This is a genomic window from Pseudoalteromonas phenolica (genome assembly GCF_005886345.1).
GTDB lineage: Bacteria > Pseudomonadota > Gammaproteobacteria > Enterobacterales > Alteromonadaceae > Pseudoalteromonas > Pseudoalteromonas phenolica_A.
Window position 1 is genome coordinate 167,651 of record NZ_PNEC01000021.1, and the last position, 24,810, is coordinate 192,460.

Consider the following 24,810-nt stretch of genomic DNA (forward strand, 5'->3'; position numbering starts at 1 on the left):
TGTTAAAAATTAAGCGACTTGGTTGTAATATCGCGATGAAACATCTCTTAATGCTTGCTCTTGCTGCATTTCCAAAACTCTTTTCACTTCTAAAGCAATGTCTTCTGGCTTTTGATTGGCAGTACCATGCACAGAAATATTGGCATTCACCGTCATATTAATTGGTTGCTTTTGTGCCTCAGGGTGTTCTTGTTTATTCTGTGGCTTGCTGTTGAGCTTTTCTGGGGAAGCCAATATAGAAACATCTTGGCTTCCTTTTACAGACTCATCTTTATTTAAACCAAATAGTGAACTGAACATCCCATTTGAAGCTTGCGAGATTTTTGTATTCGCAATGTAAGCACCAACAGGAGCAATCGCACGGAGTAATGGGTGTTTAGATTTTCCAAACATACTTGAAATTATCTCAGCACTTGCTGCGCCAGCCAAAGTACTGCCGACTTTATCTACCTTCTCTGCACGATTTAAGTTTTTGCTCGTCAAAGCATCGAGTACAGTATGCGCATTCAAAATATGACTGCCATAATTTGCAATTGATGACGCCTTTTCTAAAGGTGACTGTTTTCTAAACTTATGCCATTTCTTAGAGAAAAACCCTGATTTGGCGGACTTTTTATTACGCATCGTCTTCTTGTTATCGCCAAGTTTATGATGCTTAGGATGTTTTCTTTTGCGAGGTTTTTTCCCTTTTTTATTTTCAGCGCCAGAGAATTGCTCAATAACAGCCATCGTGCCAAGAACGGCACCAGCTTCATTAATGACATGGTCTTTAACAAAATTGAGTGCACTCTCAAAAAACGGATTTTCTTTCGTGGTGTTTTGAGACACCCCTTCAGCGCTTGTGGATGTAGCAAGAGAGCGCTCTATCGAGTTAAACTTTGTATTTACTGCCGATATCTGAGCAAACTCCTTGCTACCCGAAGTGCTGTCATTATCTTCGACTGACCTATTAATGCCCTGTAAATAAACAACATTGGCATTTAAAGCGACATGCTCAAATGAGGTTTTATCTGTTTCCCCTGCCATTTCTTTCATGTCAGTGGCTACGCTTAATGGGCCTTGCGCATTATTTGATCCAGACATTAACTGGACAGCCTGACTTGCAGGAAACTGAATAACATTAGTTGATAATGTATTATCTGAAGCAGACAGGCTGTCTTTAACATTATTTTGCGAAAGACGGGTTGCGAGTGAAAGCGTTTGCTCAGTCTCGCGATTGCCATTTGATTCTGACGATGCTTTATCATTGTTTCCATATAACAATGAACCAACGCCGTCACCTAGCCAACCACCAACAGCTTCACCAGCAAGTCCACCAACCCAACTGCCGATTGCGCCACCAACAGCGGTGCCAAATCCAGGTATAATTGATCCTAAGGTAGCACCAATGGCCATGCCCGCAGTAGACCCGACTGTGCTACCCACTGAAGCGCCTACTTCACTCGATTTTTCTTTATTTGTAAGGGAATCATCGTTAAGAGTTGACGCAACATCAGCGGCACCTAAGATGGCATTGATTGGGCCAGACGCTTTACCCAATAACTTCATTGGACCTTTCATTAACCCCTTAAACCAACCGCTCGATTTAGTCATTACGTTTGAATTTTTAAGGAGCTTATTGGTTGCTGATTGTTTTACTTTCGCACTTTTATAATTGGTCGGTTTATTCTGAGGGTTATTCCCTTTTTGTAATTGTGTTTGCGCTGGCTCAACAAAATCCGATTCAAGTGTTCGAAAAGCCGATTTAGACTTTTTAAGCGCTCTATTTGATCTTTTCTTGCGTCTTTTATTCGCACTTGGCTTTTTCTTTTTTGATGATTTCGGTTCAGGTTCATTGTCATCAAATAAGGATTCTAATCCAATATCGTCCAAACCAATGGTCGACAGAATTTCGGGCATTGAATTACTTATTGAAGTAAGATCCCCCTTTAAAATCCCATTAAAATCTAATTTATTTATCAAGCCCGCATGCTTAGTCACAAAGCCTGCAGCATCTTGTAATCCAAACGCATTCAGTAATGCAGGCGCTTGTTGCACCAATGAATTTATATCGCCAGATAGAATGCCATTAACATCAAGTTTTTTTAGCGCAGGTAAAGCATTGCCTATGGTTGTGCCAAGCTTATCAAACCCAACTGCACTGAGTAAGCCAGGGGCAGCCTCAATTAAACTCGAAATATCACCTTGAGCAATATGACTTAAGTTTAACTGCTCAATAGCTGGTAAGGCCTTGCTCATTACTTCTGAGGCTTGGTCTAAGCCAACTGCATCAAATAGGTCAGGTGCTATCTGCATCAAACTCGATATATCACCATCGGCTATGTTTTTGAGATTTAATTGTTGTATCGCAGGAAGCGCTTTGCGAATGGCAGTAGATGTATCATTTAGTCCAAAAGCACTAAATAAACTGGGGGCAGCCTCAATTAAACTTGAAACATCACCATCTGCAAGACTCTTTAGATCTAATTGTTGCATCGCTGGCAGAGCATTACTAAAAACATTGGCAGCTTGATCTAGCCCCGCCGCATTCAATAGTTTAGGGGCGACATTGACTAAGCTTGATATGTCACCATGAGCCATGCCCTTGATGTCTAATTGTTTTAATGCAGGTAATGCTTTTGCCAATTCAATCGAGACATTTTTAAGACCTGCTGAATGCATCACATCTGGCAATGTGTCTATTAAAGAAGCGAGATCACCTTGCATTACTCCTGCGATATCTAGCTGTGAAAGTGCAGGTATATTTTGCGAAATAGATTTTTGCAATTCAGTCAGATCGATTGCGGACAACAGTTCTGGCAAAGCGTTGTGTAAACTTGTTAAATCACCCGCTGCTATTTTAGCTGTGTCTAAACGCTTAATCGCTGGTAATGCTTGTTCAACCAGATCGGCCGTATTTGAAAAACTGAATGCATTTAGTAACTCAGGTGTAGCTGTTGTAAGTGAATTTAAATTGTCTTCAACGACAGCACTAATATCCACAGCAGGCAACGCATTTTCAATGGTGTTTGAGATCGATTCAAAACCTAAACTTTCAACAAAGGCTGGTGATGAGACTAAAATCTGATCAGCCTCTTTTTTCAAGGCACCAGCTAAATCTAATTGGTTAAGTTGCTGGCCAGCGATGGTCACCACATCGTTGATCTCTTCTACCTTGAGTGACTGACTAATACTTGGTGCAGCATTTTCGAGTGCTGTTAGTTCTCGCCTAAAATGTGAAATTTGCACACTGCTCAAGTTCGTTGCCACAGACTCCTTAACAGCCTGATACATCTCACTCACCTGTAAACTATCAATCAGTTTAGGTACTGTTGTCTGCAGCTGTTTCAAGTCTATTTTTACCGCTTGTTGCATCTGCGAAAAATCTAATGCCGCAATTGCATCAGCCACACTGTTTAAGCCAACATCGGGCGCTTTGTGTTTTATGTCGACTTGAGTGACACTATCTGGTGCCTTGCTGGACTGGTCTTCAAAACTTCCTGTCGAGTAAACATCTTTGTGGGATTCTGGTTTGAACGATTTCATGTGTTTTGAAAACGAATCACTCCCCCCGCCAAGTAAATTTTTAACTTGTGCATTTGCAAACTCAGTCAGTACTGTTGTAATTGAAGAAACTTGTGGCGAGGAACTTTGATCTTTCAACTGAGAAATCGTCTCACCCAATTTCGTATAAATGTTAGTGTCTAATTGCTTAGCCAAACGATTTTTAACTTTATTTTTTGATAAGTCATTTTTTGACTTTCCCTGATTTTTCATAGCAATACCTGGGAATGAGAATGTTTAGGAATGAGTAATGACTTGCTGTGAAAGGGCAACACAACAAAATATTGATATTTAAATGACCTTTTTTATTTATAAGTCATTGAAGTATTAATACTAAAAAAAGAAGCGGGTTACCCCGCCTCTATTGATTCTTTGTAATCAACTGCCGCTTCAAACCACTCGATAAGCTCTTCTTCGGTTAGGCTGTTGAGTTCTTGTAATCCCCACCCTGTATACTTCGCTAGGGCAATAACCATTGCTTTTAAACGGCTGGGCGGGATACGAGAAAAGCTTGAAGCGCTTCGCGTAACTTAACAAAGTCACTCCAATCTAACTCTTCAACAACTTGAGGGGACACTTCACAAAGATGTGAGAAATAACGGATTTCACTTTCTGACTCGCTGATATCAGCTCTATCAACCATCAAACGATCGCGTACTTTTGGTCGCCTCATCGTCAATTTTGCATACTCATGCCCGTCGACCGTAATTGGGTAATTCAGTTCAATGATTTCAGTCATACATTAAGCTCCGATTGCCGCGCGAAGCAGCGCCATTTGATCTCGACCATTAATGATGCGCTTGTCGTTGTATAAGTCGATGTCATAAATAACTTCACCGTTAATTTCTAACTTATATTTCTGTACAGCGTATTGAAGCGTTAGTTTAGCTTCTTCGCCATCTTTCCAGTTACCCATATCCACTTCTTTGAAGAAACCTTGCAAAGAAACAACTACAGGCTGAGGTGCATTGCCTTGAGCTTGGATAGCACCACGAATGGTGACGCCAACCGTTTTATCATCCCAGCCACCAAGTAACTTCATTGCATCTGAGTTGTACTCAAGCAGTGTCATAGAACCTTCTAACTTTTCTAGTTGGCCCACATCTAGTTCAACTGGCGCTTGAAAACCTGAAGTGACTTCACGTGTCTTGACTGTAATTTTTGGTAATGTAACTTCATCTGCAATGCCTAAGTAACCTTTGCCATCGACGAATAGTTGTGATTTTTTTAGAATTTTTGGAGACGCAGCCATTATACGATTTCCTCAAGGTAGTTATTAGTTAGAATGCTTTTGAAAGTGATGTGTTCAGCAGGTGTTGGTGGCGTAAAGTCAAAGCTAAAGAACACTTTACCCGCTTGAATATTTGCTGGTGTATTAAGGTCTTCATCCGCCCAAATTTTACCACCCAAAATTGCACCCTGTGCAGTTAGACTGTCTAGATACGCTTGCACACTCTCAACCACATCCTGTACATACGTTTTTGTAATATTGCGGTCTACTGCCCACATGTGAGCACGAAGCAGTGAGTCATTAATCATATCTGCGGTACGGACCACTGAAAGGAATGCCCATTTAGGATCATCAGAACAAGTACGGTTACCCCAAAGCTTAAAGCCATTTTGACGAATAATCGTCGCTACTTCGTTCTCATTTAATAGGTTTGCACGTGCATTGCGGTCACCTAGTTGGAAGTCAATCGCACGGCTTGAGCCTAAAATGCCATTCATATTGGTATTACTCGGGCTCCACCAGAAGCCTCGGTCATTGTCTGACTTCACCAACATACCTGCAACTCGCGCACTTGCAGGCTCGACTTTAGGCATACCGTCTTTCATCACTTTTACGCCTGGGTCAACCACAAATACTCGACGAGAGCCGATTGTTTGACGGTACTGAATAGCCAGACTGTTAGCTTTAGTTAGGTCTACATTTTCATCTGCACTTGGGCCATCAGCAATAATAACGGCACGCAAACGCTCAGCAACACCAATCATTTCTGCAACCACTGGATTTGCACTGCCATTATCAGCATCAAACTGATGCGTAAATTCTGGCGCAATCAAAATTCGAGGCGCAAAGCCAAGCTCAGACTCAGCGTCTAAAAATGCTTTTACATTATCTTGAACATTGGTGGCAGTTGCTTTGTCGTCAAGGCCTTCCTCAATACGCACCACCACAATTGCCGCACCCGCTTGGTCAAAAATGCCGTCAATGGCACTGAACAATGTGCCCTTATCTGAGTCGGCAATGTCTTCCACTGATTCTCTTGCTTTAGCTGCAACCTTTTCTTTTACTGCAGTTTTCTGCTCATCAGTTAGCGCTTCTGAATTGTTTGCTTTGTATGCTTTCTCAAGCGCAGTTAAGTAAGCTGGGCTATCATCTTGAGTTGCTGCAAGCGCAGCTGCTTCTTTTCGTTCAGCTAGTTTAGCTATGAAATCTGCATTTTCAGTATTCACAAGCGGCGCAGCATCTGCACGACGGCCAGCAACCAATACGGGCGTATTGGCAGGGAACATGTCTGTATCTGCAAATGGCGCTGTACCAATTAAGCCAATTACAGAACTCTTAACAGTCTTAACTGGGCGCGTACCAGTTTGCGCCTCAATGACTTCTACACCGTGTAGAAATTGTGACATAGATATCTCCTTTAAAGATATGTCAATTTAGATATAAAAAAACCACGGCATGCGGTTGCATACAACGTGGCTTAAAATGAAAATAGAGAACAGACATACTGAACTCTGGGTTTTATGAAAAGTTAGACCTGTATACCTTCGATAGTTACAGGTTCGTCGTTGATTAAATACAATCCTTCTATAGACAATATCAATTTACCTTCGCCGTTAGGGCTAACAGACACGCCCTCTAAAGCAAACCTTGGTTCCCATCTATCGAGTGCGGTGGCAATGCTCATGGTGACTTCACCCACCAAGGACTGCGAAAATGGCCTATCGATTAAATCAAATAGTCCACATCCGTAATCTCTTCGCATTACTCTACTCCCCAGAGGGGTTGTGACAATGTCACGAATACTTTGCTTTAAATGTTCTACCCCACCTAATGGTTTGCCTGTTTTGGCATTCATGCCAATCATTGTTTACCCTCCTACTGAAAAACTCCCAAACCCAATGGCAATTAAACCACCACAGTTTGTAGCGTCTCCCATTCTTGCAACTGGCTTGCCTGCCACAGTAAAAGTACTGGCCCCAGCTGAGACCGACATACCCATGTGCTTTTTCGTTGGATCTGCAATGAGCACATGATCCGCGATGGGATCACCTTGTCTTAGTATTGGCTTTCCACCCACAGTAAAACTAGATTGGGTTGCGTTAATCACACCTGGTGCAAACCCGACATGAACATTCGTTATTGCGCCGTCCAAAGCAACTGCTGGCATATTCATTACTCCTGTGCGCTTATCGATGCACCATTTAACTTAAGTTGTCCGCCCGCATTTACCTTGATTGCACCGTCCGCATTGATGTCTACCGCTGCACCTTGAATATTCACCTTAGAATCTGATGACAAAGTTAACTCGTCCACTGCGTGCAAATTAATGCTTTTATCGCAATGGACATTGGTTTTATCTTTGACCGAAACGTTTGCTTCTCCATCAATGTTTACCGTCGCTTGACCCACAATATGAGTTGTTGCGTTACGCCCAACTTTGATGTGTGCATCATGCTTACATTCAATGTTAATGGCATTGCCAGAATAAATATTGATTTGCGCTTTTTCATCGCCTTCGGTGTCAGGCACAAAAATATCATATCGATGATTGGCTCGATCATATTGAACCAGTGCGCCATCTTTATATCGGGTGCGCTGTACATCAGCACTGGTTTCAGGCGTCAGCTCAGCAATACGGGTGATTAAACTTTGATCTTCCGTTTTATCTGAAAGCACCTGGGATTGACTGTGATGCGTGTCTTTTCTGGAGTACAGTGACCCTAAAATTACGCCTTGTGCTGTATCTCCACTGGGGGCTAAAACTAAAACTTGCTCACCAACTTCAGGGGCTTGCCAAGTCATATCATGCGCGGCTTGCCCTGTTAACCAAGGTAGCTTGGCACTCAGCCACTCCCCCATACGAATGCGTACTTTAGCCTGTTCATAATCGACTTCTTCCACCGTACCGACGTTAATTAACTTAGCCAATCGCTGTTGAATATCTGATAAAGCCAGATCTGTTTGGTGTTGATTCGACAACATTTCAACTCCTTATTACAGATTTTGACTGTCATAGATTAAGTGATGAGTCTCATCTTTTTGACCCAAATAAACTTGCGTGATTGGCGGACAATCAGGCTCTGCTGGGGGTTCAACTTGATAATAGAAATCCCAAATTAACACTGCTTTGCCCAATGTTGATGCAGCCTGGTGACGAAAAGAAAAATCACACGACATCGCGATAAAGTGCTGCCAAGGTACGGGCATTTCGTCCACCGTAACAAGCGTTTCTGCTTCGTTTATGATCTGATCAAGCCGTGCAATGACTTGTTGTTCAGTATCTTCTAGCTCGAGTTCTAATTGCAGTGAAATCACTCGACGATCGCAGGGATTCGGGCTCAGATTTTTATTAGAAGCTGGCCCATAAGTCACGCCAGACTCTGCCCCTTTGGCTTGCAGCTCACTGGCCTGCCTTTCATTGAGCAATTTTATGGTTAACTGAGCAATCTGAGTGAGGTCTGGGTATGGCTGAATAGGCTTTAATAAGCCAACTTGCACATTTTGAAGACCCACAGACAAACACTCGTGTACCTTGTTAACTAAGGTATAACGTTGCATAACATGTCTCTTTGTACGGAAAATGCTCTAACAGAGCGAGAATGGACGAAATGCCCGAATAAAATGCGAACTATTTAAGCAGGAAAAGGATATCGTGCTTTGATTTCTTCAACTTTAGAACGCCAAGCTTGCTCAGCTTCGCTCGTTTGGTCGAATTGCCAAGACATATAAAGTGGGTCAGATTCAGCTTTATATGCTTTAACTCTAAGTAAATTAATTTCATTAAATGTATAAATTACCTCTAAGCTATCAATATCAGGCGCATTCAGCATTATGGCCGCATCTTTAAGAGAAACTAGTGAGTGAAAAACAACCTTTTCATTATTATATTTAATTTCCATGCTTAAAAATCTCTTTGAATTAATGTTTCATTTGAATGGTTACCCTGTACGGAGTGAATGTTCAGCATGGCAAAGTACAATTCACACTCTTCTTCATGTTGAATCACTATACTGAAATATCCTTTTGTAATTTCACTATTAGTTATAATTTCATCAATGAAATACCACTCGCCTCTGTTAGGTACATCAATCTGAATATTGGAGTCAGTAACACCAGCGCGGAAAGACAATGGACCCTTTGAAACGTAGACATAACCTCTCAATCGCGCTTTTGTTCGTTTAAAATGTTGAATTGGTATCAACAAGCGATTGTTATAATGATGTTGCTCTCCCGCTGGTTTATGCACTTTTAACAAATGACCATGATTTACTGTACCCAGACCATTCCAACCATCATATAAACCACCTCGGCTAGCACGAGGTCCCTTGTAATACCTTCCAAAGTAAAAAGGGGTTGAATCTGTTGCAGATTCTAAAGATTCTGCAGTATTAGCTGGCGGACTATCAAGGTATGGTCCTTCAAAACCTTTTGTGAATGGGTGAACAGCATAGATATTAACGCTGCCTACTGAACCGTATCCATCTAAAGGGTTTCCATTTTCACCAGCAATTAAAAAGGCATTTTTATTCAGTGGCATGGTTAACAAATCCAGATGAGTTTCGTTATGATATTTAGCCTTGAACTCAGCTAGCTTTTGATTGTTATCCGCTATAACCTCGCTTTTAAGCTGTTCAACCTCTTGAATGGCATGATTAGTATCATGATTAAAGTCACCTAATGCGTTTTCCATTTGAGTCTTGAATTCTAGTAGCTTACTATCTAGAGTTGAGTTTATGTTGCCTAATTGTGCTTGAACCGTATCACATAGCGCATTTGCTCGCTCTGAAACATGAGTTAGCTTTTCGGTAATTGTAAGGTTTTGATTTGACATATCCTGCCTTTATTAAAATTGATTTTCCATTTATTCATTGGACGTTATGAGAGAGAATTTCATCAAGCTCGTTCTAACTGGGCTATTCTAAACTCTTGTTTAAGCTGACGATGCATCGTATCAATCTGTACCAAGGTTAAGTCTGCTAACTCGTTGTCGAGTAAAACATTAAAATTATCTATGCCCGGTTTTATTTCTACACTGCCAGAAGGTAACTGCGCCAAACTTAAGGTGACACTTTGCAATATTTTGACATCAGGGGTGCGATACCCCAATGTTCGATTTGGTTCTGAATAGACCCCTAATAAAATTAAGTTTTCATCGCTACCAGCCGGTTCATCAACTTGAATAAATACTCCGACTTCACGAATTGCATACTCTGGTGCGGTTATGGCCTTATCGAACAATGCAACAACGGTGACCTGATGGTTCTCGTCAGCCTGATAGTTATCATCACGAATTGGCTGTAATTCTTTTAAGCTTCTTAAGCTGGTTTGTGTTTGAGAAGGGCTGTAGCTGGCATCTCCAAACGCCATATGGCTGATCTGCGCTTTTTTTCCATTGGCTTTTGCTACTAATAGTGCATCAAGCCCGACTTGCGTAAACTGCAAAGTTAATGCTGACATAGGTCGCTCCTTATAAATTAAAATGTTGAATTATCAGCTGCCTAGGTAAAGCGCTTAGGTGACTTATACCAACATGGTTATTAGGAAGAACACCTTGACCTAAGACAGAGAGATGATAAGACTTTAAGTAATTGAATCCTGCCCCAACAGAGAGTTGTTGCAAAACAGGTTCAGGCTTCACTTCTCCACCTAAAAGAGATATTTGATGGCATTGACGTAAGGTACTATTACCAAAGAGAGAGGCTACCCCCTTCTTTTGAGGCGGCTTTACCCCTGAGCCAGTGAAGCTCGTATCACGATGAATAATAGGGTTGAATGCTGCACCAAAAACACCCATTTGCTCTTTAAATGCCAACCCCAACTGTATATCGATGTGAATAGAGCCGCGCTTGACTCGATTGATCACGCGTTGGATCTTACGCATCATTTCTGTCGTCAAAATGCCTTGTTGGTGCTTATCTAGATTACTATTGATAAGCGCCCATACTTGCAACGTGCCTCGCCTCGCATCATCTTGCTGCCACCACTCTTTCACTTCAGTTTTAATATTTAAGCTGTCTAGCGCTTTTTGCAGCGCATAAGGTGTCCCTTTATATTTATGAACTTCAAATGCATCTCGAATAACCTGTCTTTTAAGCGCCTCACTCCACGACTCATCCCATTCATCAACTGAAACAGACCATGCTAACCAAGGTAATAAGGAGACTGGGCATAACATTGGATGCCATAAACTATGCAATAATAAGCGCGTGTCATTAAGTACACACGCTTTTATAATAGCATCTCTTAGTTCCTGTTCGTTTGTGAAATTTTCAATACTCAGTTTTTTCGCAAAATAACGAAGCTGATGCTCATCACAAAATTCAGGCTGTTGCACCAATTTGATCAATTGTGCTGTTGTACATCGGTGCAAAATCGTCGGCGTATCCAACACCTTTTGTGGCTCGCACCCGCATAGTTTTGCTAACCAAACGAGTTCTGCATCACTTCTTTGTGATAAACATAAGAGTGATAACAGTAACGTTCTGACTGTATCGTCACTTTGAACAACTTGACCCAATGCCTGCATAACCTCCGTTGGCAAAGTCTGCATCAAGTTATTCATTTAGATACTCCACATCGACTTCAAAGCCAGCACACTTAGCAGCTTGTTGGGGCAGCGCACTGATGTCTGATGATGGTTGTATAAGCTCTACTTCGTCGACTCCAGGCACATGCAACGCTGCTAAAATGCCAGCTAAAGAGACTTTCTTCCCCAGGAAGTGACGGCCATCACAGTAGTCACTTACTGCTTGAACTGCATGGGTTTGAATTTTTTCTATTGAAGGGCCGGGGAGCACTTTCAAAGATGCTTTAACTTGATAATGAATGATATCGGCACAATACACAGACACTCTGTCACCCATTGGTCTGATTTTTGATAATGGCATTGACCCCATATCTTCAATGGGGATTGCATCAAACATAGTTCTGACTTTATTAAGCACGCTGTTTGATGTTTGACCATCATTGTCGTGACTGAGCAAGGTGATGTTTATTTCACAAGGCTCTGGGCTTTCAACATAAGCATCTTTTATGCTCGCATCTGCTGATAAAGCATGAAACACATAGGCTTCCTGACTACCTGCTGTATTAAGAGCATCAAAGGATAGTTGAACCCTTTGCCTGAATTCATCATCTGATTCAGCGCTTTCAGGTTTTCTTGTCACGTTATATCTTGCAGCAATGGCATCTAAATCAAACCCAGTTGCACTGGCTAACATATTTGCTTGAACAGCGTCATTTATTGCTTGTTTATCTAAGCTTATTTGATAAGCCATGGTGCGCAATAAAATTGATGCGGGATCACTTTCAAGCGTGAGTGCATCAGATAACTCAGGCGCTGTAGACAAAAATTTAGCTTTCAAGAGATTAAACTGGTTTTCAATGTCTACTTGCTCTATGACATCAGGCACAGGCACTTGAGATAAGTTTAATGTTTTTGATCCCATGTAGGCTTCCTTTAAAAATAAAAAAGCGCATATTTATCATGCGCTTTTGCTCAGGGATAACTGTGTTTAGCTTTCTCAAGCTTAGGAATATCTTAATGATTTATGGTACTTAAAACAGGTCAAAGTTGACCTATGAAGCATAATGATAAAAACACATACCCCACCCTTAAAATAAAAAAGCCTCAAACTACATGAGTAGTTTAAGGCTTTTTAATGCTTACTTTTCCCATCCTTGCGCATGTAAACATGGCACCGTCCTTGCGAAAAGCTTCCTTTATGGTAAACACGCTGTTACAACCACTTCAGTTCGAGAAGCAGCTTCTAACGTAACAACAGGCCATACAATTTAAATAGTCATATTATGCTTTTTAAGCATGACTATAAATGCCTGAAATTTCCTCATTCCTTTTTCAAGCTTATCTGTATTGTACAGATTTTAAGGTGGGCAAACAGGTCAAAAATGACCGCTTAACAATCAGTTATGAATATTAGCCTTATGTGAATTAATCTAAATCAAAGCTAAAGTTTTCTAAACTCTCCAGTGTGTTCGTACTTTGTAGAGCAACCTCTGCAATATCACTGGCTTCACGCCAAGCTTGTCTCTTTGTTAAAACACTGTTTAATTGAGACCTAGCCTTTTCAATTACACTATTATCTTGACCAAGCTCAGCCATCATTAAATGCTCTTGCGCCCGCTCAACACGCCAGTACTCAGACGTGAGTTTCTGAAATGTACGTTGCTTCACTAGTTCAACTAAACGACATTTTTCAGACTCTACACGTTCTTTCAAAACTACCTCTTGCTGTGATGCGTACTCTTTTACAAAAGAGGCTACTGATTGCGCTGTCCAAGGTTCACACGTGTAAGGGTGTACAAGATGAAAGTTGCCATCAATACACATACCTTGTTTCTTATCATAATTACATGTCATGTTGTTAGTCCTTAAAATGCGCGGCAGGTACGACCAAGCCCATAGTGATTATGTGTATATTGCTCATTTAAAATACCCGTATTCGAATAGGGGTTAATACAGGTTATAGACCCACCGATAATGCCGGGGTCATAGCCAACATGGTATGCTTTAGATAAATGTGAATACATACCCAGTAATTCTCCCGTCGTTGTCGTCAGAGCAACCTTAAGTTCTGCATCCGGAGAGTGCGTACCATTACCATTTTGAGTTTTCCAGTGGCCTGTACTGGCATGAAAGAAAAAGTTAATCGGCTCTAATTTCTTCTCTGCAGTAAATCGATAATGAGCACTGTATTTATTCTCGCCCATTTTTGTCACACCATTATATGTGCCAAAGTAGCCGAAATAAGAAATACCTGCGCCCGTCATTGCTGCTTCTGAATGGTTAAAGTCACTAATTCCGTATGGGTTTCCTAGCTGGTTGTATATAAATTTAACTGTTGTAAAGTCGCCAGAATCTACGAAAGCTTGTAGTTCTTGTGCATTGGCGATGGCTGTGCTTGTCACGACATTTCCATCTCGATATTTTTCAATGATGAGTGAAGTATCTTCATCGACGACGATAAGACAGTGTTTTTGGTTGTCATATAACACTGCTGTATTGGTATAACTGTGATCGGTTGAAGTACGAATACCAAATTGATCCATGACATCCAAGTTTTGCTTGGGTTTACTCATGGTTGAAAAACCTGCACTCTTAGTGAAAATACCACCATAATTTGCCACAGCGGTCGTTTGTGAGTCCTGTGAACTATAAACTACCTCATACTCTGTGTTGCCATTATCTTTCGAGGCCAAAGGAATAAGCGCACTAGAACCATAGCTATAAATCTTTGCAGCTGGGTTCTGCTCAAAAGCATTGTTATAAACAAATGTTGTGAACAGAGATGTTACGGCCGCACCATTGGCATGCAACTTTACGTACTCAAGCCTCGCCTGATGCGTATTGGCATTAGCCGTAAAAGATGGACGAACTAAAAAAGTTTCTCCGCTGCTATCGTACACCGCAAAAGCACTGGTAGAGCGCCTGTTATTAGCGCTGGTACTAGGTGTATCAATCGGTTTTAATGCAAATAGAGGTTTTATGTCTTGCGTGCTTTGCTCTGCTTGTTTTTGCTCAAGTCGATTTAATGCCGATGGCATTGCATCTAATAAATCTAATTTCGTCGATTTAGACTCCAAAGTTCCACTTGTTTGCTCTAGTACCTGAGTTGCATTTGTCAGAGAGCTTCCAGATGTTTGTACAACTTGCTGCAACGCATCTCTGGCATCATTAATATGAGACTCTGCCACGGCGACAACAGCTTGTTCTAGTTTGCTATTGTCTGTTAATTTTGTAATTGCATTACTGACCAGTGCTTGCTCTTCTGCTGAAAGAGGGTGTTCCCCCTGCATATCGGCAACCAATTTGTCGACCATTACTTGCACTGCATTTTGAATACTCGCCATCGTATCCTCTTAAATTGTTAATAAAGGTTCACCGAGTAATTGATTTAATTTTACTCGTCTTAATCGCTCATTCAGTAACTGTGCTTGTTGCTGTTTAAGCATTGCCTGTTGATGCAATTCGTTATCTATGCCGTCTATAGATTGCGCGATACGATAAACATCTTGCTGTAATAGGTTTTCGGGGTGCGGTAAAGGCAGCTGAAAGTAAGTTGTTTTATTATCCACCATATATTTCTGCCTATGAAGAAAATGCACGAAGTGAACGAATGCGGGGTCTATCAGTGTTTGAACCACTTAACACAAGCTTTACCCTTGCTTGGGTATTTGTCACATTCCCTAAAACATAATGACACAACACATAACCATCACTTTCCGCTTGAGAATCAGACTGAGGAACTGTGACCCACTGACTATTTTGCTCAACCCATACCTCGACTCTAGCGACACCAGGTAAGTGCGCCTCAAAGCTAATTTTTAAGCTGCCTCCGACAATGCAAGGGATCGCACGCGTTACATAATCAGCCTGATTTTCAACTTTGCCCAGTGCTGTTTGCAGGTTGTTGTAAAGCACCGGTGACTGTGTGTGAGAGCCTTTAAGCGTGGCACTCACCTGTAAAGGCTCAGAAACTAATTGGCTAAGTTGTACTGCTTGCCCCTCTTGAAGGGTCAATTGCCCTGTTTTCTCGCCAGAGAAACTAAAATGTAACTGAGTTTCACTGTTTGGCCTCTCTACAGCTGCCATCGCCATTAAATCGCTGTGTTGATTAAGCGCAACTTGCCCCAGAGACACTGTTTGCTCGGTTTCGATAAATTTAGCGCCCTTCAACCTAAAAGTAAGATCCTTTTTTTGGTGGGGTGTCCATGTAGATGCATTGCTTGATGATAATAAAACCCCTACTTGATACGGCTGACTGGTAACCCAACCATGGGTTTGATCAAATTTACCCAATTCGGCAATGGCCACTTCATGCAGCGCATCATCTGTTAAAACAACAATGGCATACTCTTCGTTGGCTTCGAGTGAAATAGGCGCAAACTCAAAAAGTGTTGGTTCATCATTGCGCTTTAAATTACTCACCTCAAGCGACGATTCTGCAAGCACTGTTTCGTTTGGTAAACCGAGTTCGGTTTCACGAATTTGCACTCTGACAGGCTTGTCTCCAAACTTTTTGAACCACAGTTCAATGCCCGCAACAAAACGTCTTTCAGGCAGAGTAAAAGTTTGTGCTAGTGGATCAAATCGCCACCCCACTGCTGTTCTGACTCGACGTAATGTCTGTGTTGTGATCGTGCCACTGCCGGTATACGTTGCATTACCTCGCGAACCGCCACTGCCAATGAAGTTTACGTTTTTACTACCTACAGGTATGTTATCAGGGATAAAAAAACGGCCACTAATTTGGCCGTTTTCATCTGCATTTAATGTCATTGTGCCTCCGGGGTAACAGACACACCATCAAAGGTGACTGTATTTAATGATTCACCAGGTCCAAATCCTTGTATGCTAAAGTGGACCCATCTGCTTCGAAGAAACTGCGCGTTTGTTGTTTGTCTGTTTACCGCCTCTACACGGGTATTAAATACCGTTCTGTTTCTCCACCAGCTGAACCTCGCCCACCAAAATCGTTGAGTAATCGTACTTGTCCATCTGGTATTGGTTTGTGTCCAATGGTCAACGCTAGGGGTTAAGCTGACTGATGCTGGCACAGGCTCAAAGGCTTGATATGGATTGACTCGCATACTGCCTGTTTGCATTTCTTGTACGAGCAAATTTTCTAACGCGTAAGGCAATGTCAGAGTGTTTTGGTTTGGTAATGTTAGCTCTGCAATATCAGCATTCAGTGGCAAAGTAAGCTCACCATCAACAATTGCCGCACTTTGCTCTATACCTGCATCTCGCATGTCATCGTCTAAGAAAGGATCTACGAAAACACCAAACTTACTTGTTGCGTCTTCACTGTTGGCGTCATTTCTAAGACGTTCAATCGCCAGTAGTTGATAAAGATCACTAATTTGATTTTGCATTTTTTCAAGCTCAGACATAGAAACCGCTCTGACAGCTAAGTTTTCAATATCTGGGGCTGTATCAATGAACCATGTTTGCGAGACCTGAGCAATGGCTAAATGGTTTGCAGGCGCATTGGGTGCGACTGGTAGTTGATGGGCCGCTTGGCCTTTAATGCGCTGAAACTGACCAAAACGGTCTAATACAATTAAATCGACTCTCGGGCGTAACCATGTGTAATCTGTTGTGATCAAAGCATTTTCGACAATTTTACCCTCTTCAACAACTGCCTCATTGAGGGTATACCCTCGTTCATCGAACTCGACTTGAAGTTGCTTTCTGTACCGATAAACAATGTCATATTGACTGCCAATATCAGGCTCTTGTCCATTTAATTGCCAACTTATGTGGTTTCTTAAAAAGATAAAGTCTTCACCAAGTGAAAAAGTAAGGTCATTTTGTTTAACTGAGATAATTTCTAATACAGAATTATCAGGGAGCAAATCGTCTCCGCCACTGAGCTGACCTCGAGTTAGTTTTACTTTACGCTCAACGGTGACATTGACTTCTTCAATCTCTTTGACAGGGAAAAAATCCGTATCAATACGCATATTGCCCGTACTATCGGCACGGAACGTTTTTGGCTCCTCTTTCACCTCTCCAATATCAGGATTGTAGTCAAACGTTAAATTGCGTGCTGTGGCAAATGACACCTCATAACCTTCAATGTGTGCTTTACCTTCTGCTAAGCTAAATGACTGTTTTTGCGCATCCATGCCGCGATAGCTTAATGCCATACCATCAACAACATAACTGCCGCCATTCGCTTCTCGGTCGTAACGTGCTAAAGCCTGAGTGACTGCATCTAATTGAGGCGGTGGTTGCTTAATAATAAGCACGCCTTGTTCGATGCGATGTACTGGATAAAAAGCATCTTCTTGCGCTAAGGCATCACTTTTCAGCCCCCATTGACAATTTTGCTTTAATCGAGCACCACCAGGCTCGTCAAAATTAATCGCATCTATTGCCGGATCTCTTAATGATGGATCCTCTTCTTCCGTAATGGTCTCATAAGTCAGCCATACACCAATATCAATGCTCTCTGTTAATGATATAAAGAGTTGTGTTTTAGGTACCTTACGAACCAAACCATTGATATAAACTTCACCGCTATGAATTAGGGCGGCAGCTTTATCATACTCAATTACAACCTCTCCACCGCTGACTAAATCGCCATCTTTTAATATGACATCAGCAATACCTTTGATTTGATGTTGAGATTGAGATTGGAGGTCATTAAGTTCTCGGCTTTGTAAACCTTTACCTGCCCGAAAGAGAATTTTTTCATAGCCCTTGTTAGGGTCAAATTTGTCGTAATAATCTTTAATCATATTGAACCTTTAAAAGCTAATCACAAATTCAAAGCTTTCTCTCACCCCTTGTTCTCGAATCAGCGGCGCCCGATGCTCTAGCAGTAATAAGGTGCCAGGTTCATCGACTTGTTCTGGCGTCAAATACACTTGTCCTTCAGGCACACTATGATGGGCAACAGTGCCAGACATGAGACCCACTTCTCGAATTGTTTCACCTGCTGCATCAAGAAAATCAAAGGTAAACTGGCAATATAAATATTGTGTTGGTTCAGTAGTTTGTGAAAACCTTCCCCCCTGAACCATAATATCGCCAGTGTCATCAGGTTCACAAAATGCCACCTTTTTTGCCTTTCTGTAGCCAATGACAGCTTGTAGATGCGCTGCTGAAATTGGCTCAGGCGTTGGGTCTTGCCAATTTGCATCTCCACGTCCCCAAGCTAAATAAATATCAGTTTGTGCGATTGTTTTAGCGAATAAGGTCCGCCCTGTACGAGTAAGAATTGCCACTATGTTTCCTTATTTTTAATACTAAATTAGCTTAAACCTTGATGTTTAATGATGACTTGGGGCCCAGAGTGATTGAGCCAGCTTTGTGCTTGCCAGCCACCTGACCAATAGGCTTGCCCAAGTTGAAAGTAACGACTTGAAACTCGATTATGTGATAAAGAGGATGAGTGTTTATACTTAGGCTGAGCACTTAATTTGAATGCCCCAAGTTTTGGATAGACAGCCATGCTAAACAAACAATTGTCTTTACGCTGATAAGCAACCTTAGCAGAGACAGATGCGTGTGAGCAGCTTTGGTGCTTTCTCAAGCTACTTATCCTGACCAATTCACCGTTGTTTAATCGATAACGTATACCAGATTGATCACTCAAAAGTGCGCCATAAGTGGCATGCGATAATTTTAATTCTCGAATGTCTAGCTGGTAAGTAATACGAGATAATTTGGCCCGACAAGGATTACTCAGCTCTGCAAGTTGCGTGATTTTCTGAACATCATTTAAATTTGCATAGTGTTGTAAATGAATTTGATATCGGTAAAAGTGACGTTGCGAATTTGACTCCTCAATTTTTGCAGATGAAAAATCTAACCAATTTAGAGCCATTTTAAGGCTTTCTTTGGTGCCCCGTATACGTTGCCAAGTTAAGCCCTCTTGCAAAACATCATCTAAGTTATCTATATAAGAAACCAGAGCGCCCAGGCCATATTCCCAAACAAGCCAAGGCTTTAACTTGTCATGGGGGTGCGATTTCATTCCTTTAAGCAGTGAAATACCCTGCCCTAATATTGGCTCTAAATCTTTATAATTGAGGATGTTACTTTGTATTTCTGAATGATTAGGGGGTAATAACTGTGCTTTATTATTGCCAGTTAACGCATTAAGCATAATTTTATTTCTCTTAACTTAGCGTACTGGTTCGACGCGATATTGACCAATTGACTCGGAGCAAACACCTCAACATGCTTCACCCCTTCTACATGGAGCTGTGCACTGAGCCAACTTGGCGTCATTGCTACACCTAACGCAGCTTGATTCAACCATTGCTCTTGTAACTTACCCTCAAGCTGCGTAAATACCCAATCAGGTACTTTATCTTGAAGATATATCTCGGCATGAACATCTATAGGTACAGCTTGGGCAAAACTCACTTCTACCTCATCAGTCAGTACTTTAACGCTATCACTCAATACGTGTGACTTGACTTTTTCAAGCTCTGTGTAGGCATCAACATGTGAATAAAATAAAACAGAGACCCTCACTTTTCCTGGTTCAGGGCTATCGACTTCAACATCTCTTATCGAGTTTGGGGCTGCAGTTAGTGCTGCATTACGATAATGATCTTTGCTCCCTGCAGTACTAGAAGCCAACGTTTTTTGCCGTATTCTTAGTCTATAGTTGTCATCTTTTTCTTTTTCAGCTCTGGTTAAGCCATAAAAAGCCCCCAAATGATCTAGATCTTGATGCATGGCAGTTGCAAGTAAGTTCGCAGTGGCTGCTTCGTTTATTCGCTGGCGTAACAGCAACTCATAATAGCTTTCAACTTGCATACACACGGCAAGCGGGTCACTCTCTATTTCGAGTGCTTCAGCATACTGTGGGGCAATTTGTCGAAAACGTGATTTACGATGCTGATAAATGGTTTCGTAGTCTAATGCTTCAATCACATCAGGCTGAGGTAATGACGATAAATCAAAGTCATGTGATTTCATGGTATTTCATCTAATGATGATTAAAACTAAAAAGGAAGCGCTTATGAACAGCTTAAAATGTAACTAACACCAATCTAAACTGTCACAAGCTAGAGAGTGACGCATTTGTTAAAAGTGCATCAATATATACTCTTAATTAAGTATTATTAGTCTTGATGATATTGGTTATACCTTGAGCTCGTTGCTCAATATCAGCTTCGACCTTTTCCAATCCCTTGTGTTCATATGGGAATTCAAACTCGCCATTAGTATGTTTTTGCAACAAACTTCTGAATATTTGAGAAGTATTAAAAGATGCCGCCTTAACCTCATCTATTGATGACACTTTACTAAGCTCATCTAATAATTTTGCAAACTCAAAAAGCAATAGATGAACGGTGTCAGAGGTTGTTCCTAGGAGAGATTGTATGTCTCCAACTGAATAAAGTATCTGAGTTCGCTGTTCTTCTTTTAAAGTTGCTGCTACTGAGTTTTTAATCTCATTTTCTAATTGTACTGACATGGTTCACCTATGCTGGGATTCGAGGATAATTGACAACACGATCTAATGAAAAATTGCAATTTCCTCCAAAGGTTAAAATATTCTGCGGCTGATAATTCTGAGGATCAGTAACACTGTTAGAGACAACATTTATCAATCTAAAAAATAGTCTACTATACGGGTGTTTACCATCCACCTTGATACAGGGAATGTTGTAAACTCTTGCACCATTCCACCACCCTCCTACTTTACCTAATGGAATGTTGTTTGATTCAATCACTTCATTAATTTCAGTACTATTTGCTTCAATGTTTGTTAGGACAAATTGCATATAAGTTCGACTCCAATCTTCAGTGTACTGTGGAGTTTCATGATAACCTGGTGAATAGGAGTAACCTGAAATTGTATGAACTTTGGTCAAACCACCATGATGTGGATATGTGTTCACTCCCCAACCATTAGCACAAGGAACTTGGAGCCATTCTGTTCTTGTTTCATCAGTTGGATCAACCACAAGGCCATGATCTGAAATCAAATTATTCTTTGAGAATAGTTGCCTATCATAATAATTAATTCGCATATCAGCATGACTTTCCGCAAAGGTACGAATGGCGTCGGATATACGCGTATCGGCGGTTGCGACAGCATCTGCTACTGATGATTGCGCGTTACTCAGGGCGTTATTGATGTCGCCCATTTTGCCCACAACAGTGTTGGTCAGTTCATTATTCGACGTAACCAAATCACCATTGGTTGTGTGCAGCTCTGAAATTAACTGCTCAAGCGTTTTTGCTTGCGTTGACATAAGTAGTCCTTTTATTTTTTATTAAAAGAAGATAAAAATATTTTGAAAAGTGGAGTAATGATCAGTTAAAGCTGATAGGTATGAAGTTGTGTTTCAGACATCATTGAAACAAAGCTGCCGTTCAGAACGGGAGGTAAAAGTGGTGCGCTGTTTTCACTGCTTTTCAACGCATTAACACTAATAACTAGCGGCGATTTTGCAATTGCCTGCGCATCAAAGTAAGAAGTCGTTTCATTGACGCTTTTTCCTTTCACTTGCACCATATCAGGCGAGATAGCTAGCGTGGCGACTTCTAAAAACGCTATGGTCAATTTATTCGCCACATTCGCATGATTAAACACACCAAATAGTGATGAACCCAACGAGTGCTGTGCACTAATCTTGATTGGATACTCAGCAGAGTCACTGGCAATTAGATAATTAAGCTCTGAATTCACTGCAAATAATCTATCTGCTAGTAGACGGATCTCTTTGTGTATTTCGCCCTTGAGTAAAACATCAAATCTACATTGTTCATCACTCGCAGGCTGTAATTGAATGACATCATGCCAATCTATAACGACACTTGGCTGCTCCCAACCTGGTAAACTATATGTTTCAAATCTCACATTGCAGTTTGGCAATGTGACTTGCGCTATTTGATGAGCATACCCATTGGCTGCAAGAAAAATAACAAGTGACTTTGATTCATTGGTCGCTTTAGCTAACGCAGCACTCACTGAATTTAAAGGTTCAAGCTCACTCTTTCCATCATGACTGACATCAGCAAACTGAGGATCTGCATCGACAAAAAAGTGCAGCGCCTGCTCAACTTGAGACATATTTCACCCAGACCTTTATTGTGAGTTTAAGCGCCTAAAGCAAGTAGACGATCGTTAAACTCAACCTGACGCAAATTAGATTGCGCTTGCGCCGCGGCCATCTTTGTTTGGGCAACCGTCATGGCTGCAAACTCGTCTGCATAAAAAATGTTTAGATCTCCGGTTACTTCGAAATCCAAACTGTCTGCAGGCACAGCGGTTAAGAGTAAGTCAAATCCTTGCACAATTGTCGCGATAGGCGTTTGATAAAAAAGCACATTTTCAGGGTGCGACCATACTGCAAACAAAGTTCTTTGACTCTCATCATCGTGGTCGTTTAAGTAAAAACCCACCTCTCTAACTGCATAATTCGCATTGTCTTTAAACGCCGCGGTGACATGAAATTGTCCATTACCTGACACTGTGGCTCCTTCCACTGCAGAAGTATTCTTTTGACCTTTTAAAGCTGTCATATTTCTGTCAGGTGTGTAACCTTTATCGCCAACAGCAATATGCCCTATTTGGATCTTAATGCCTTGCGCTTGAGCACTCACTGCCGCATTGATACCCTTTTGAGTGATCACGGGGGTATATGCATTCATAAATTTTCCTTAAATAATTGTCATTGAAGTTGATTGCACAACGATATGACTTGCCATACTAGATGCTGAAATCGGACTTGTGCATTGCCCGTAAGGTTCATCATTAAAAAGATGCCGGCTCAGCGTTTGAAAAAATGCGCCGTTACAGAGATTAATAGACTCTTTAAATTCTGAATTCGATTTATCCTCAAAATAAGGTTTCTCAACATTTGTAGACAAGGCAAGATTAGTTAAAAACGTATTACCCTTAAATTCTGCTCGCGCCGCATCACAAAACGTCTCATTACTCATGTTCACGTTTAAAGCAATACTTGATAGCCCTTGTTTTGCAGTCTCAAACTGAAACTTAGGTATATCTTGCCATGTAATCTGCTGAAGGTTGGTTGTACTTGCCCCACCATAAACCTCAACTTGGTTATGCAAATTAACGCCAATTATGAAATCAACTTGTGTTCTTAATGGTTTATGCGCACTGACAACCTGCCATATATGAGCTTGATTTCGTGGCGTGAGAAATGTATCACCGTCACTCGTTAAATTTACATTAGCAATCGCTGTAAGCTTTGCTGTGTGCGGCACACCACCTGTTTGCCACCATTCTTGCAACTGCACATCGACGTCAAGCGCATTCAAAGATGCGCGGATTGCACCGACTGTGCCCTTTTTAATATGGCTGGGAACACTTTCAGCGATAACCCGCCGTTTAACTGATTCAGGCCAGTTTTCATCCCAAGTATCGACACTGAGTGAATCGGCTAACCAAGATAAAAATGTCACTGGGCATGAAAAGGGGTCCCAAAGTCGATGAAGATCGACGGGTATATCCAGTACTGTTTCGCTTAGTGCGTCTAATGCCTTTACCAAGTCAGCGCCTTGGCACAGTGACGCATTATCAGACATGCTCGCCCCCATCATGTATAGACAGATTTAAACAATGTGCAGCTTGATATTGGTTTATCAAAATATCTTGAGTAGGAAGATGAATTTCTGCTCGTTGCACCCCCGCTACATGAAGCGCAGCATGAAGCGCAGATATTGAAATATCATGTCCTAATTTCGCACGTTCTGTAAAAAACTGATTAACACTCGCTTTAGCATCTTGAATAATTTCAGCTGCATTCATACCTGGATAAAAATACAAAGTCGCTTCTAAATTAAACTCAATAATGTCAGCTGAAACCACATTGACCCTATCAGTTAATGGTCTGACGTCATCCCTTTCTAAATGAGCTTTTACTTCACTAAGAACAGATTCACTTGCGGCGCCATTTCCTTCATTACTCAAAACGGTTACAACCACATCACCAGGGGCTGGTTTTGATAAATTTGCATTTCGTGTGCATGAAAGGAGATGTGTATTCGCAGGTAAATAGCTTTGTATCTCTTCAGGCAGATCGATATATGCAAACTCAGGCGCATCTACATGTACGTCATGCACAGCTGGCGATGCTGTAAAAGCATGAAATGTGTATGCACCTGCAGGACCTGCTGTACTGTGACCTTCTAAAGCCAGTTTGATCCTTTGTCGAAAGCGCTCGTCACTTTCAAAATTTTCTGATGTATTGTCTTCTGAGTGCGACAGCACCGCCGCTCTTTCTACTCCAAACCGGCTGCCTAAGTAGTCCAATTCTTTTGAACTGGCTTTGGCAAGTAACACGTGTTCCGCACTTTCATTAATTCGCTGCCTTAGGAGCATTTCTCTGTAGGCAAATGCTTCAAGCACTTTTAATACTGGGTCACTTTCAACTAAAGCGTCGAATTCAGAAAAACGCGATTGAAACTCCGCTAAGACATTTGTGTAAATGTCTTCATAACTGAGCGCTTCAATGAGGGTTGGAGTAGGAAAACGGCTAAGGTCAATCGCACTAAAATTTGTTAGAGACAT

At 41.4% G+C, this 24,810-nt stretch carries 28 protein-coding genes; all 28 read right to left on the reverse strand.

The window, feature by feature from the left end:
* Positions 1 to 9: 9 nt before the first annotated feature.
* Positions 10 to 3,756 carry a hypothetical protein gene (locus tag CWB72_RS10410; RefSeq protein WP_138631175.1) on the reverse strand — a complete coding sequence of 1,249 codons (3,747 nt, stop codon included), beginning with the start codon at positions 3,754 to 3,756 and terminating at the stop codon, positions 10 to 12.
* Between the two features lie 137 nt (positions 3,757 to 3,893).
* Positions 3,894 to 4,019, reverse strand: a complete 126-nt coding sequence (locus tag CWB72_RS21020; protein ID WP_283234786.1) for a hypothetical protein — start codon at positions 4,017 to 4,019, stop codon at positions 3,894 to 3,896.
* 5 nt (positions 4,020 to 4,024) lie between these two features.
* On the reverse strand, positions 4,025 to 4,282 hold the full coding sequence (locus CWB72_RS10415) for a phage tail assembly protein (RefSeq protein ID WP_138566019.1): 258 nt from the start codon (positions 4,280 to 4,282) through the stop codon (positions 4,025 to 4,027).
* Between the two features lie 3 nt (positions 4,283 to 4,285).
* On the reverse strand, positions 4,286 to 4,795 hold the full coding sequence (locus CWB72_RS10420; protein WP_138566020.1) for a phage major tail tube protein: 510 nt from the start codon (positions 4,793 to 4,795) through the stop codon (positions 4,286 to 4,288).
* Positions 4,795 to 6,180: a phage tail sheath C-terminal domain-containing protein gene (locus CWB72_RS10425; RefSeq protein WP_138631177.1), complete on the reverse strand. Its 1,386-nt coding sequence runs from the start codon at positions 6,178 to 6,180 to the stop codon at positions 4,795 to 4,797. The genes CWB72_RS10420 and CWB72_RS10425 overlap by 1 nt, the downstream gene beginning before the upstream one ends.
* A 122-nt stretch (positions 6,181 to 6,302) precedes the next feature.
* Positions 6,303 to 6,638, reverse strand: coding sequence for a GPW/gp25 family protein (locus tag CWB72_RS10430; protein ID WP_138566022.1), 336 nt, complete (start codon positions 6,636 to 6,638; stop codon positions 6,303 to 6,305).
* A gap of 3 nt (positions 6,639 to 6,641) precedes the next feature.
* Complete coding sequence (locus tag CWB72_RS10435; RefSeq protein ID WP_171037268.1) at positions 6,642 to 6,941, reverse strand: PAAR domain-containing protein; 300 nt, start codon at positions 6,939 to 6,941, stop codon at positions 6,642 to 6,644.
* Positions 6,942 to 6,946: 5 nt separating this feature from the next.
* A complete protein-coding gene (locus tag CWB72_RS10440) occupies positions 6,947 to 7,756 on the reverse strand; it encodes a phage baseplate assembly protein V (protein WP_138631181.1) in 810 nt (269 codons plus the stop codon).
* A gap of 12 nt (positions 7,757 to 7,768) precedes the next feature.
* Positions 7,769 to 8,332, reverse strand: coding sequence for a hypothetical protein (locus tag CWB72_RS10445; protein WP_138631183.1), 564 nt, complete (start codon positions 8,330 to 8,332; stop codon positions 7,769 to 7,771).
* A 74-nt stretch (positions 8,333 to 8,406) separates the two neighbouring features.
* The gene (locus CWB72_RS10450; RefSeq protein WP_138631185.1) at positions 8,407 to 8,673 is read right to left on the reverse strand and encodes a hypothetical protein; all 267 of its coding nucleotides are present in this window, start codon (positions 8,671 to 8,673) and stop codon (positions 8,407 to 8,409) included.
* A 2-nt stretch (positions 8,674 to 8,675) separates the two neighbouring features.
* Complete coding sequence (locus CWB72_RS10455) at positions 8,676 to 9,605, reverse strand: hypothetical protein (RefSeq protein ID WP_138631187.1); 930 nt, start codon at positions 9,603 to 9,605, stop codon at positions 8,676 to 8,678.
* 62 nt (positions 9,606 to 9,667) lie between these two features.
* Positions 9,668 to 10,231, reverse strand: coding sequence for a phage tail-collar fiber domain-containing protein (locus CWB72_RS10460; protein WP_138631189.1), 564 nt, complete (start codon positions 10,229 to 10,231; stop codon positions 9,668 to 9,670).
* Between the two features lie 10 nt (positions 10,232 to 10,241).
* A complete protein-coding gene (locus CWB72_RS10465; RefSeq protein WP_138631191.1) occupies positions 10,242 to 11,336 on the reverse strand; it encodes a phage tail protein I in 1,095 nt (364 codons plus the stop codon).
* Positions 11,329 to 12,222: a baseplate assembly protein gene (locus tag CWB72_RS10470; RefSeq protein ID WP_138631193.1), complete on the reverse strand. Its 894-nt coding sequence runs from the start codon at positions 12,220 to 12,222 to the stop codon at positions 11,329 to 11,331. Before CWB72_RS10470 ends, CWB72_RS10465 begins: the two co-directional genes overlap by 8 nt.
* Before the next feature lie 503 nt (positions 12,223 to 12,725).
* On the reverse strand, positions 12,726 to 13,154 hold the full coding sequence (locus CWB72_RS10475; protein ID WP_138631195.1) for a hypothetical protein: 429 nt from the start codon (positions 13,152 to 13,154) through the stop codon (positions 12,726 to 12,728).
* Between the two features lie 11 nt (positions 13,155 to 13,165).
* On the reverse strand, positions 13,166 to 14,644 hold the full coding sequence (locus tag CWB72_RS10480; protein ID WP_138631197.1) for a hypothetical protein: 1,479 nt from the start codon (positions 14,642 to 14,644) through the stop codon (positions 13,166 to 13,168).
* A 9-nt stretch (positions 14,645 to 14,653) separates the two neighbouring features.
* Positions 14,654 to 14,872, reverse strand: a complete 219-nt coding sequence (locus tag CWB72_RS10485; RefSeq protein ID WP_138566034.1) for a hypothetical protein — start codon at positions 14,870 to 14,872, stop codon at positions 14,654 to 14,656.
* 10 nt (positions 14,873 to 14,882) lie between these two features.
* Positions 14,883 to 16,073, reverse strand: coding sequence for a hypothetical protein (locus tag CWB72_RS10490; protein WP_138631199.1), 1,191 nt, complete (start codon positions 16,071 to 16,073; stop codon positions 14,883 to 14,885).
* Complete coding sequence (locus CWB72_RS10495; protein WP_138631201.1) at positions 16,070 to 18,040, reverse strand: DUF4815 domain-containing protein; 1,971 nt, start codon at positions 18,038 to 18,040, stop codon at positions 16,070 to 16,072. The genes CWB72_RS10490 and CWB72_RS10495 overlap by 4 nt, the downstream gene beginning before the upstream one ends.
* Positions 18,041 to 18,049: 9 nt before the next feature.
* On the reverse strand, positions 18,050 to 18,529 hold the full coding sequence (locus tag CWB72_RS10500; RefSeq protein WP_138631203.1) for a hypothetical protein: 480 nt from the start codon (positions 18,527 to 18,529) through the stop codon (positions 18,050 to 18,052).
* 26 nt (positions 18,530 to 18,555) lie between these two features.
* Positions 18,556 to 19,413: a phage tail protein gene (locus CWB72_RS10505; protein ID WP_138631205.1), complete on the reverse strand. Its 858-nt coding sequence runs from the start codon at positions 19,411 to 19,413 to the stop codon at positions 18,556 to 18,558.
* Positions 19,398 to 20,237: a baseplate J/gp47 family protein gene (locus CWB72_RS10510; protein WP_138631207.1), complete on the reverse strand. Its 840-nt coding sequence runs from the start codon at positions 20,235 to 20,237 to the stop codon at positions 19,398 to 19,400. The genes CWB72_RS10505 and CWB72_RS10510 overlap by 16 nt, the downstream gene beginning before the upstream one ends.
* Positions 20,238 to 20,373: 136 nt before the next feature.
* Positions 20,374 to 20,739 carry a hypothetical protein gene (locus CWB72_RS10515; RefSeq protein WP_138631209.1) on the reverse strand — a complete coding sequence of 122 codons (366 nt, stop codon included), beginning with the start codon at positions 20,737 to 20,739 and terminating at the stop codon, positions 20,374 to 20,376.
* A gap of 7 nt (positions 20,740 to 20,746) precedes the next feature.
* Complete coding sequence (locus CWB72_RS10520; RefSeq protein ID WP_138631211.1) at positions 20,747 to 21,523, reverse strand: hypothetical protein; 777 nt, start codon at positions 21,521 to 21,523, stop codon at positions 20,747 to 20,749.
* A 65-nt stretch (positions 21,524 to 21,588) separates the two neighbouring features.
* The gene (locus tag CWB72_RS10525) at positions 21,589 to 22,344 is read right to left on the reverse strand and encodes a hypothetical protein (RefSeq protein WP_138631213.1); all 756 of its coding nucleotides are present in this window, start codon (positions 22,342 to 22,344) and stop codon (positions 21,589 to 21,591) included.
* Between the two features lie 26 nt (positions 22,345 to 22,370).
* Positions 22,371 to 22,925 carry a phage tail-collar fiber domain-containing protein gene (locus tag CWB72_RS10530; RefSeq protein ID WP_138631215.1) on the reverse strand — a complete coding sequence of 185 codons (555 nt, stop codon included), beginning with the start codon at positions 22,923 to 22,925 and terminating at the stop codon, positions 22,371 to 22,373.
* 9 nt (positions 22,926 to 22,934) lie between these two features.
* The gene (locus CWB72_RS10535; protein ID WP_171037269.1) at positions 22,935 to 23,825 is read right to left on the reverse strand and encodes a phage tail protein I; all 891 of its coding nucleotides are present in this window, start codon (positions 23,823 to 23,825) and stop codon (positions 22,935 to 22,937) included.
* Positions 23,818 to 24,810 carry a baseplate assembly protein gene (locus CWB72_RS10540; RefSeq protein WP_138631219.1) on the reverse strand — a complete coding sequence of 331 codons (993 nt, stop codon included), beginning with the start codon at positions 24,808 to 24,810 and terminating at the stop codon, positions 23,818 to 23,820. Before CWB72_RS10540 ends, CWB72_RS10535 begins: the two co-directional genes overlap by 8 nt.

Bases quoted from the DNA above. Each gene is read 5' to 3' on its own strand.
- CWB72_RS10410 (WP_138631175.1), bottom strand. From the start codon at position 3,756: ATGAAAAATCAGGGAAAGTCAAAAAATGACTTATCAAAAAATAAAGTT.
- CWB72_RS21020 (WP_283234786.1), bottom strand. From the start codon at position 4,019: ATGGTTATTGCCCTAGCGAAGTATACAGGGTGGGGATTACAAGAACTC.
- CWB72_RS10415 (WP_138566019.1), bottom strand. From the start codon at position 4,282: ATGACTGAAATCATTGAACTGAATTACCCAATTACGGTCGACGGGCAT.
- CWB72_RS10420 (WP_138566020.1), bottom strand. From the start codon at position 4,795: ATGGCTGCGTCTCCAAAAATTCTAAAAAAATCACAACTATTCGTCGAT.
- CWB72_RS10425 (WP_138631177.1), bottom strand. From the start codon at position 6,180: ATGTCACAATTTCTACACGGTGTAGAAGTCATTGAGGCGCAAACTGGT.
- CWB72_RS10430 (WP_138566022.1), bottom strand. From the start codon at position 6,638: ATGATTGGCATGAATGCCAAAACAGGCAAACCATTAGGTGGGGTAGAA.
- CWB72_RS10435 (WP_171037268.1), bottom strand. From the start codon at position 6,941: ATGCCAGCAGTTGCTTTGGACGGCGCAATAACGAATGTTCATGTCGGG.
- CWB72_RS10440 (WP_138631181.1), bottom strand. From the start codon at position 7,756: ATGTTGTCGAATCAACACCAAACAGATCTGGCTTTATCAGATATTCAA.
- CWB72_RS10445 (WP_138631183.1), bottom strand. From the start codon at position 8,332: ATGCAACGTTATACCTTAGTTAACAAGGTACACGAGTGTTTGTCTGTG.
- CWB72_RS10450 (WP_138631185.1), bottom strand. From the start codon at position 8,673: ATGGAAATTAAATATAATAATGAAAAGGTTGTTTTTCACTCACTAGTT.
- CWB72_RS10455 (WP_138631187.1), bottom strand. From the start codon at position 9,605: ATGTCAAATCAAAACCTTACAATTACCGAAAAGCTAACTCATGTTTCA.
- CWB72_RS10460 (WP_138631189.1), bottom strand. From the start codon at position 10,231: ATGTCAGCATTAACTTTGCAGTTTACGCAAGTCGGGCTTGATGCACTA.
- CWB72_RS10465 (WP_138631191.1), bottom strand. From the start codon at position 11,336: ATGAATAACTTGATGCAGACTTTGCCAACGGAGGTTATGCAGGCATTG.
- CWB72_RS10470 (WP_138631193.1), bottom strand. From the start codon at position 12,222: ATGGGATCAAAAACATTAAACTTATCTCAAGTGCCTGTGCCTGATGTC.
- CWB72_RS10475 (WP_138631195.1), bottom strand. From the start codon at position 13,154: ATGACATGTAATTATGATAAGAAACAAGGTATGTGTATTGATGGCAAC.
- CWB72_RS10480 (WP_138631197.1), bottom strand. From the start codon at position 14,644: ATGGCGAGTATTCAAAATGCAGTGCAAGTAATGGTCGACAAATTGGTT.
- CWB72_RS10485 (WP_138566034.1), bottom strand. From the start codon at position 14,872: ATGGTGGATAATAAAACAACTTACTTTCAGCTGCCTTTACCGCACCCC.
- CWB72_RS10490 (WP_138631199.1), bottom strand. From the start codon at position 16,073: ATGACATTAAATGCAGATGAAAACGGCCAAATTAGTGGCCGTTTTTTT.
- CWB72_RS10495 (WP_138631201.1), bottom strand. From the start codon at position 18,040: ATGATTAAAGATTATTACGACAAATTTGACCCTAACAAGGGCTATGAA.
- CWB72_RS10505 (WP_138631205.1), bottom strand. From the start codon at position 19,413: ATGCTTAATGCGTTAACTGGCAATAATAAAGCACAGTTATTACCCCCT.
- CWB72_RS10510 (WP_138631207.1), bottom strand. From the start codon at position 20,237: ATGAAATCACATGACTTTGATTTATCGTCATTACCTCAGCCTGATGTG.
- CWB72_RS10515 (WP_138631209.1), bottom strand. From the start codon at position 20,739: ATGTCAGTACAATTAGAAAATGAGATTAAAAACTCAGTAGCAGCAACT.
- CWB72_RS10520 (WP_138631211.1), bottom strand. From the start codon at position 21,523: ATGTCAACGCAAGCAAAAACGCTTGAGCAGTTAATTTCAGAGCTGCAC.
- CWB72_RS10525 (WP_138631213.1), bottom strand. From the start codon at position 22,344: ATGTCTCAAGTTGAGCAGGCGCTGCACTTTTTTGTCGATGCAGATCCT.
- CWB72_RS10530 (WP_138631215.1), bottom strand. From the start codon at position 22,925: ATGAATGCATATACCCCCGTGATCACTCAAAAGGGTATCAATGCGGCA.
- CWB72_RS10535 (WP_171037269.1), bottom strand. From the start codon at position 23,825: ATGTCTGATAATGCGTCACTGTGCCAAGGCGCTGACTTGGTAAAGGCA.
- CWB72_RS10540 (WP_138631219.1), bottom strand. From the start codon at position 24,810: ATGTCTCTAACAAATTTTAGTGCGATTGACCTTAGCCGTTTTCCTACT.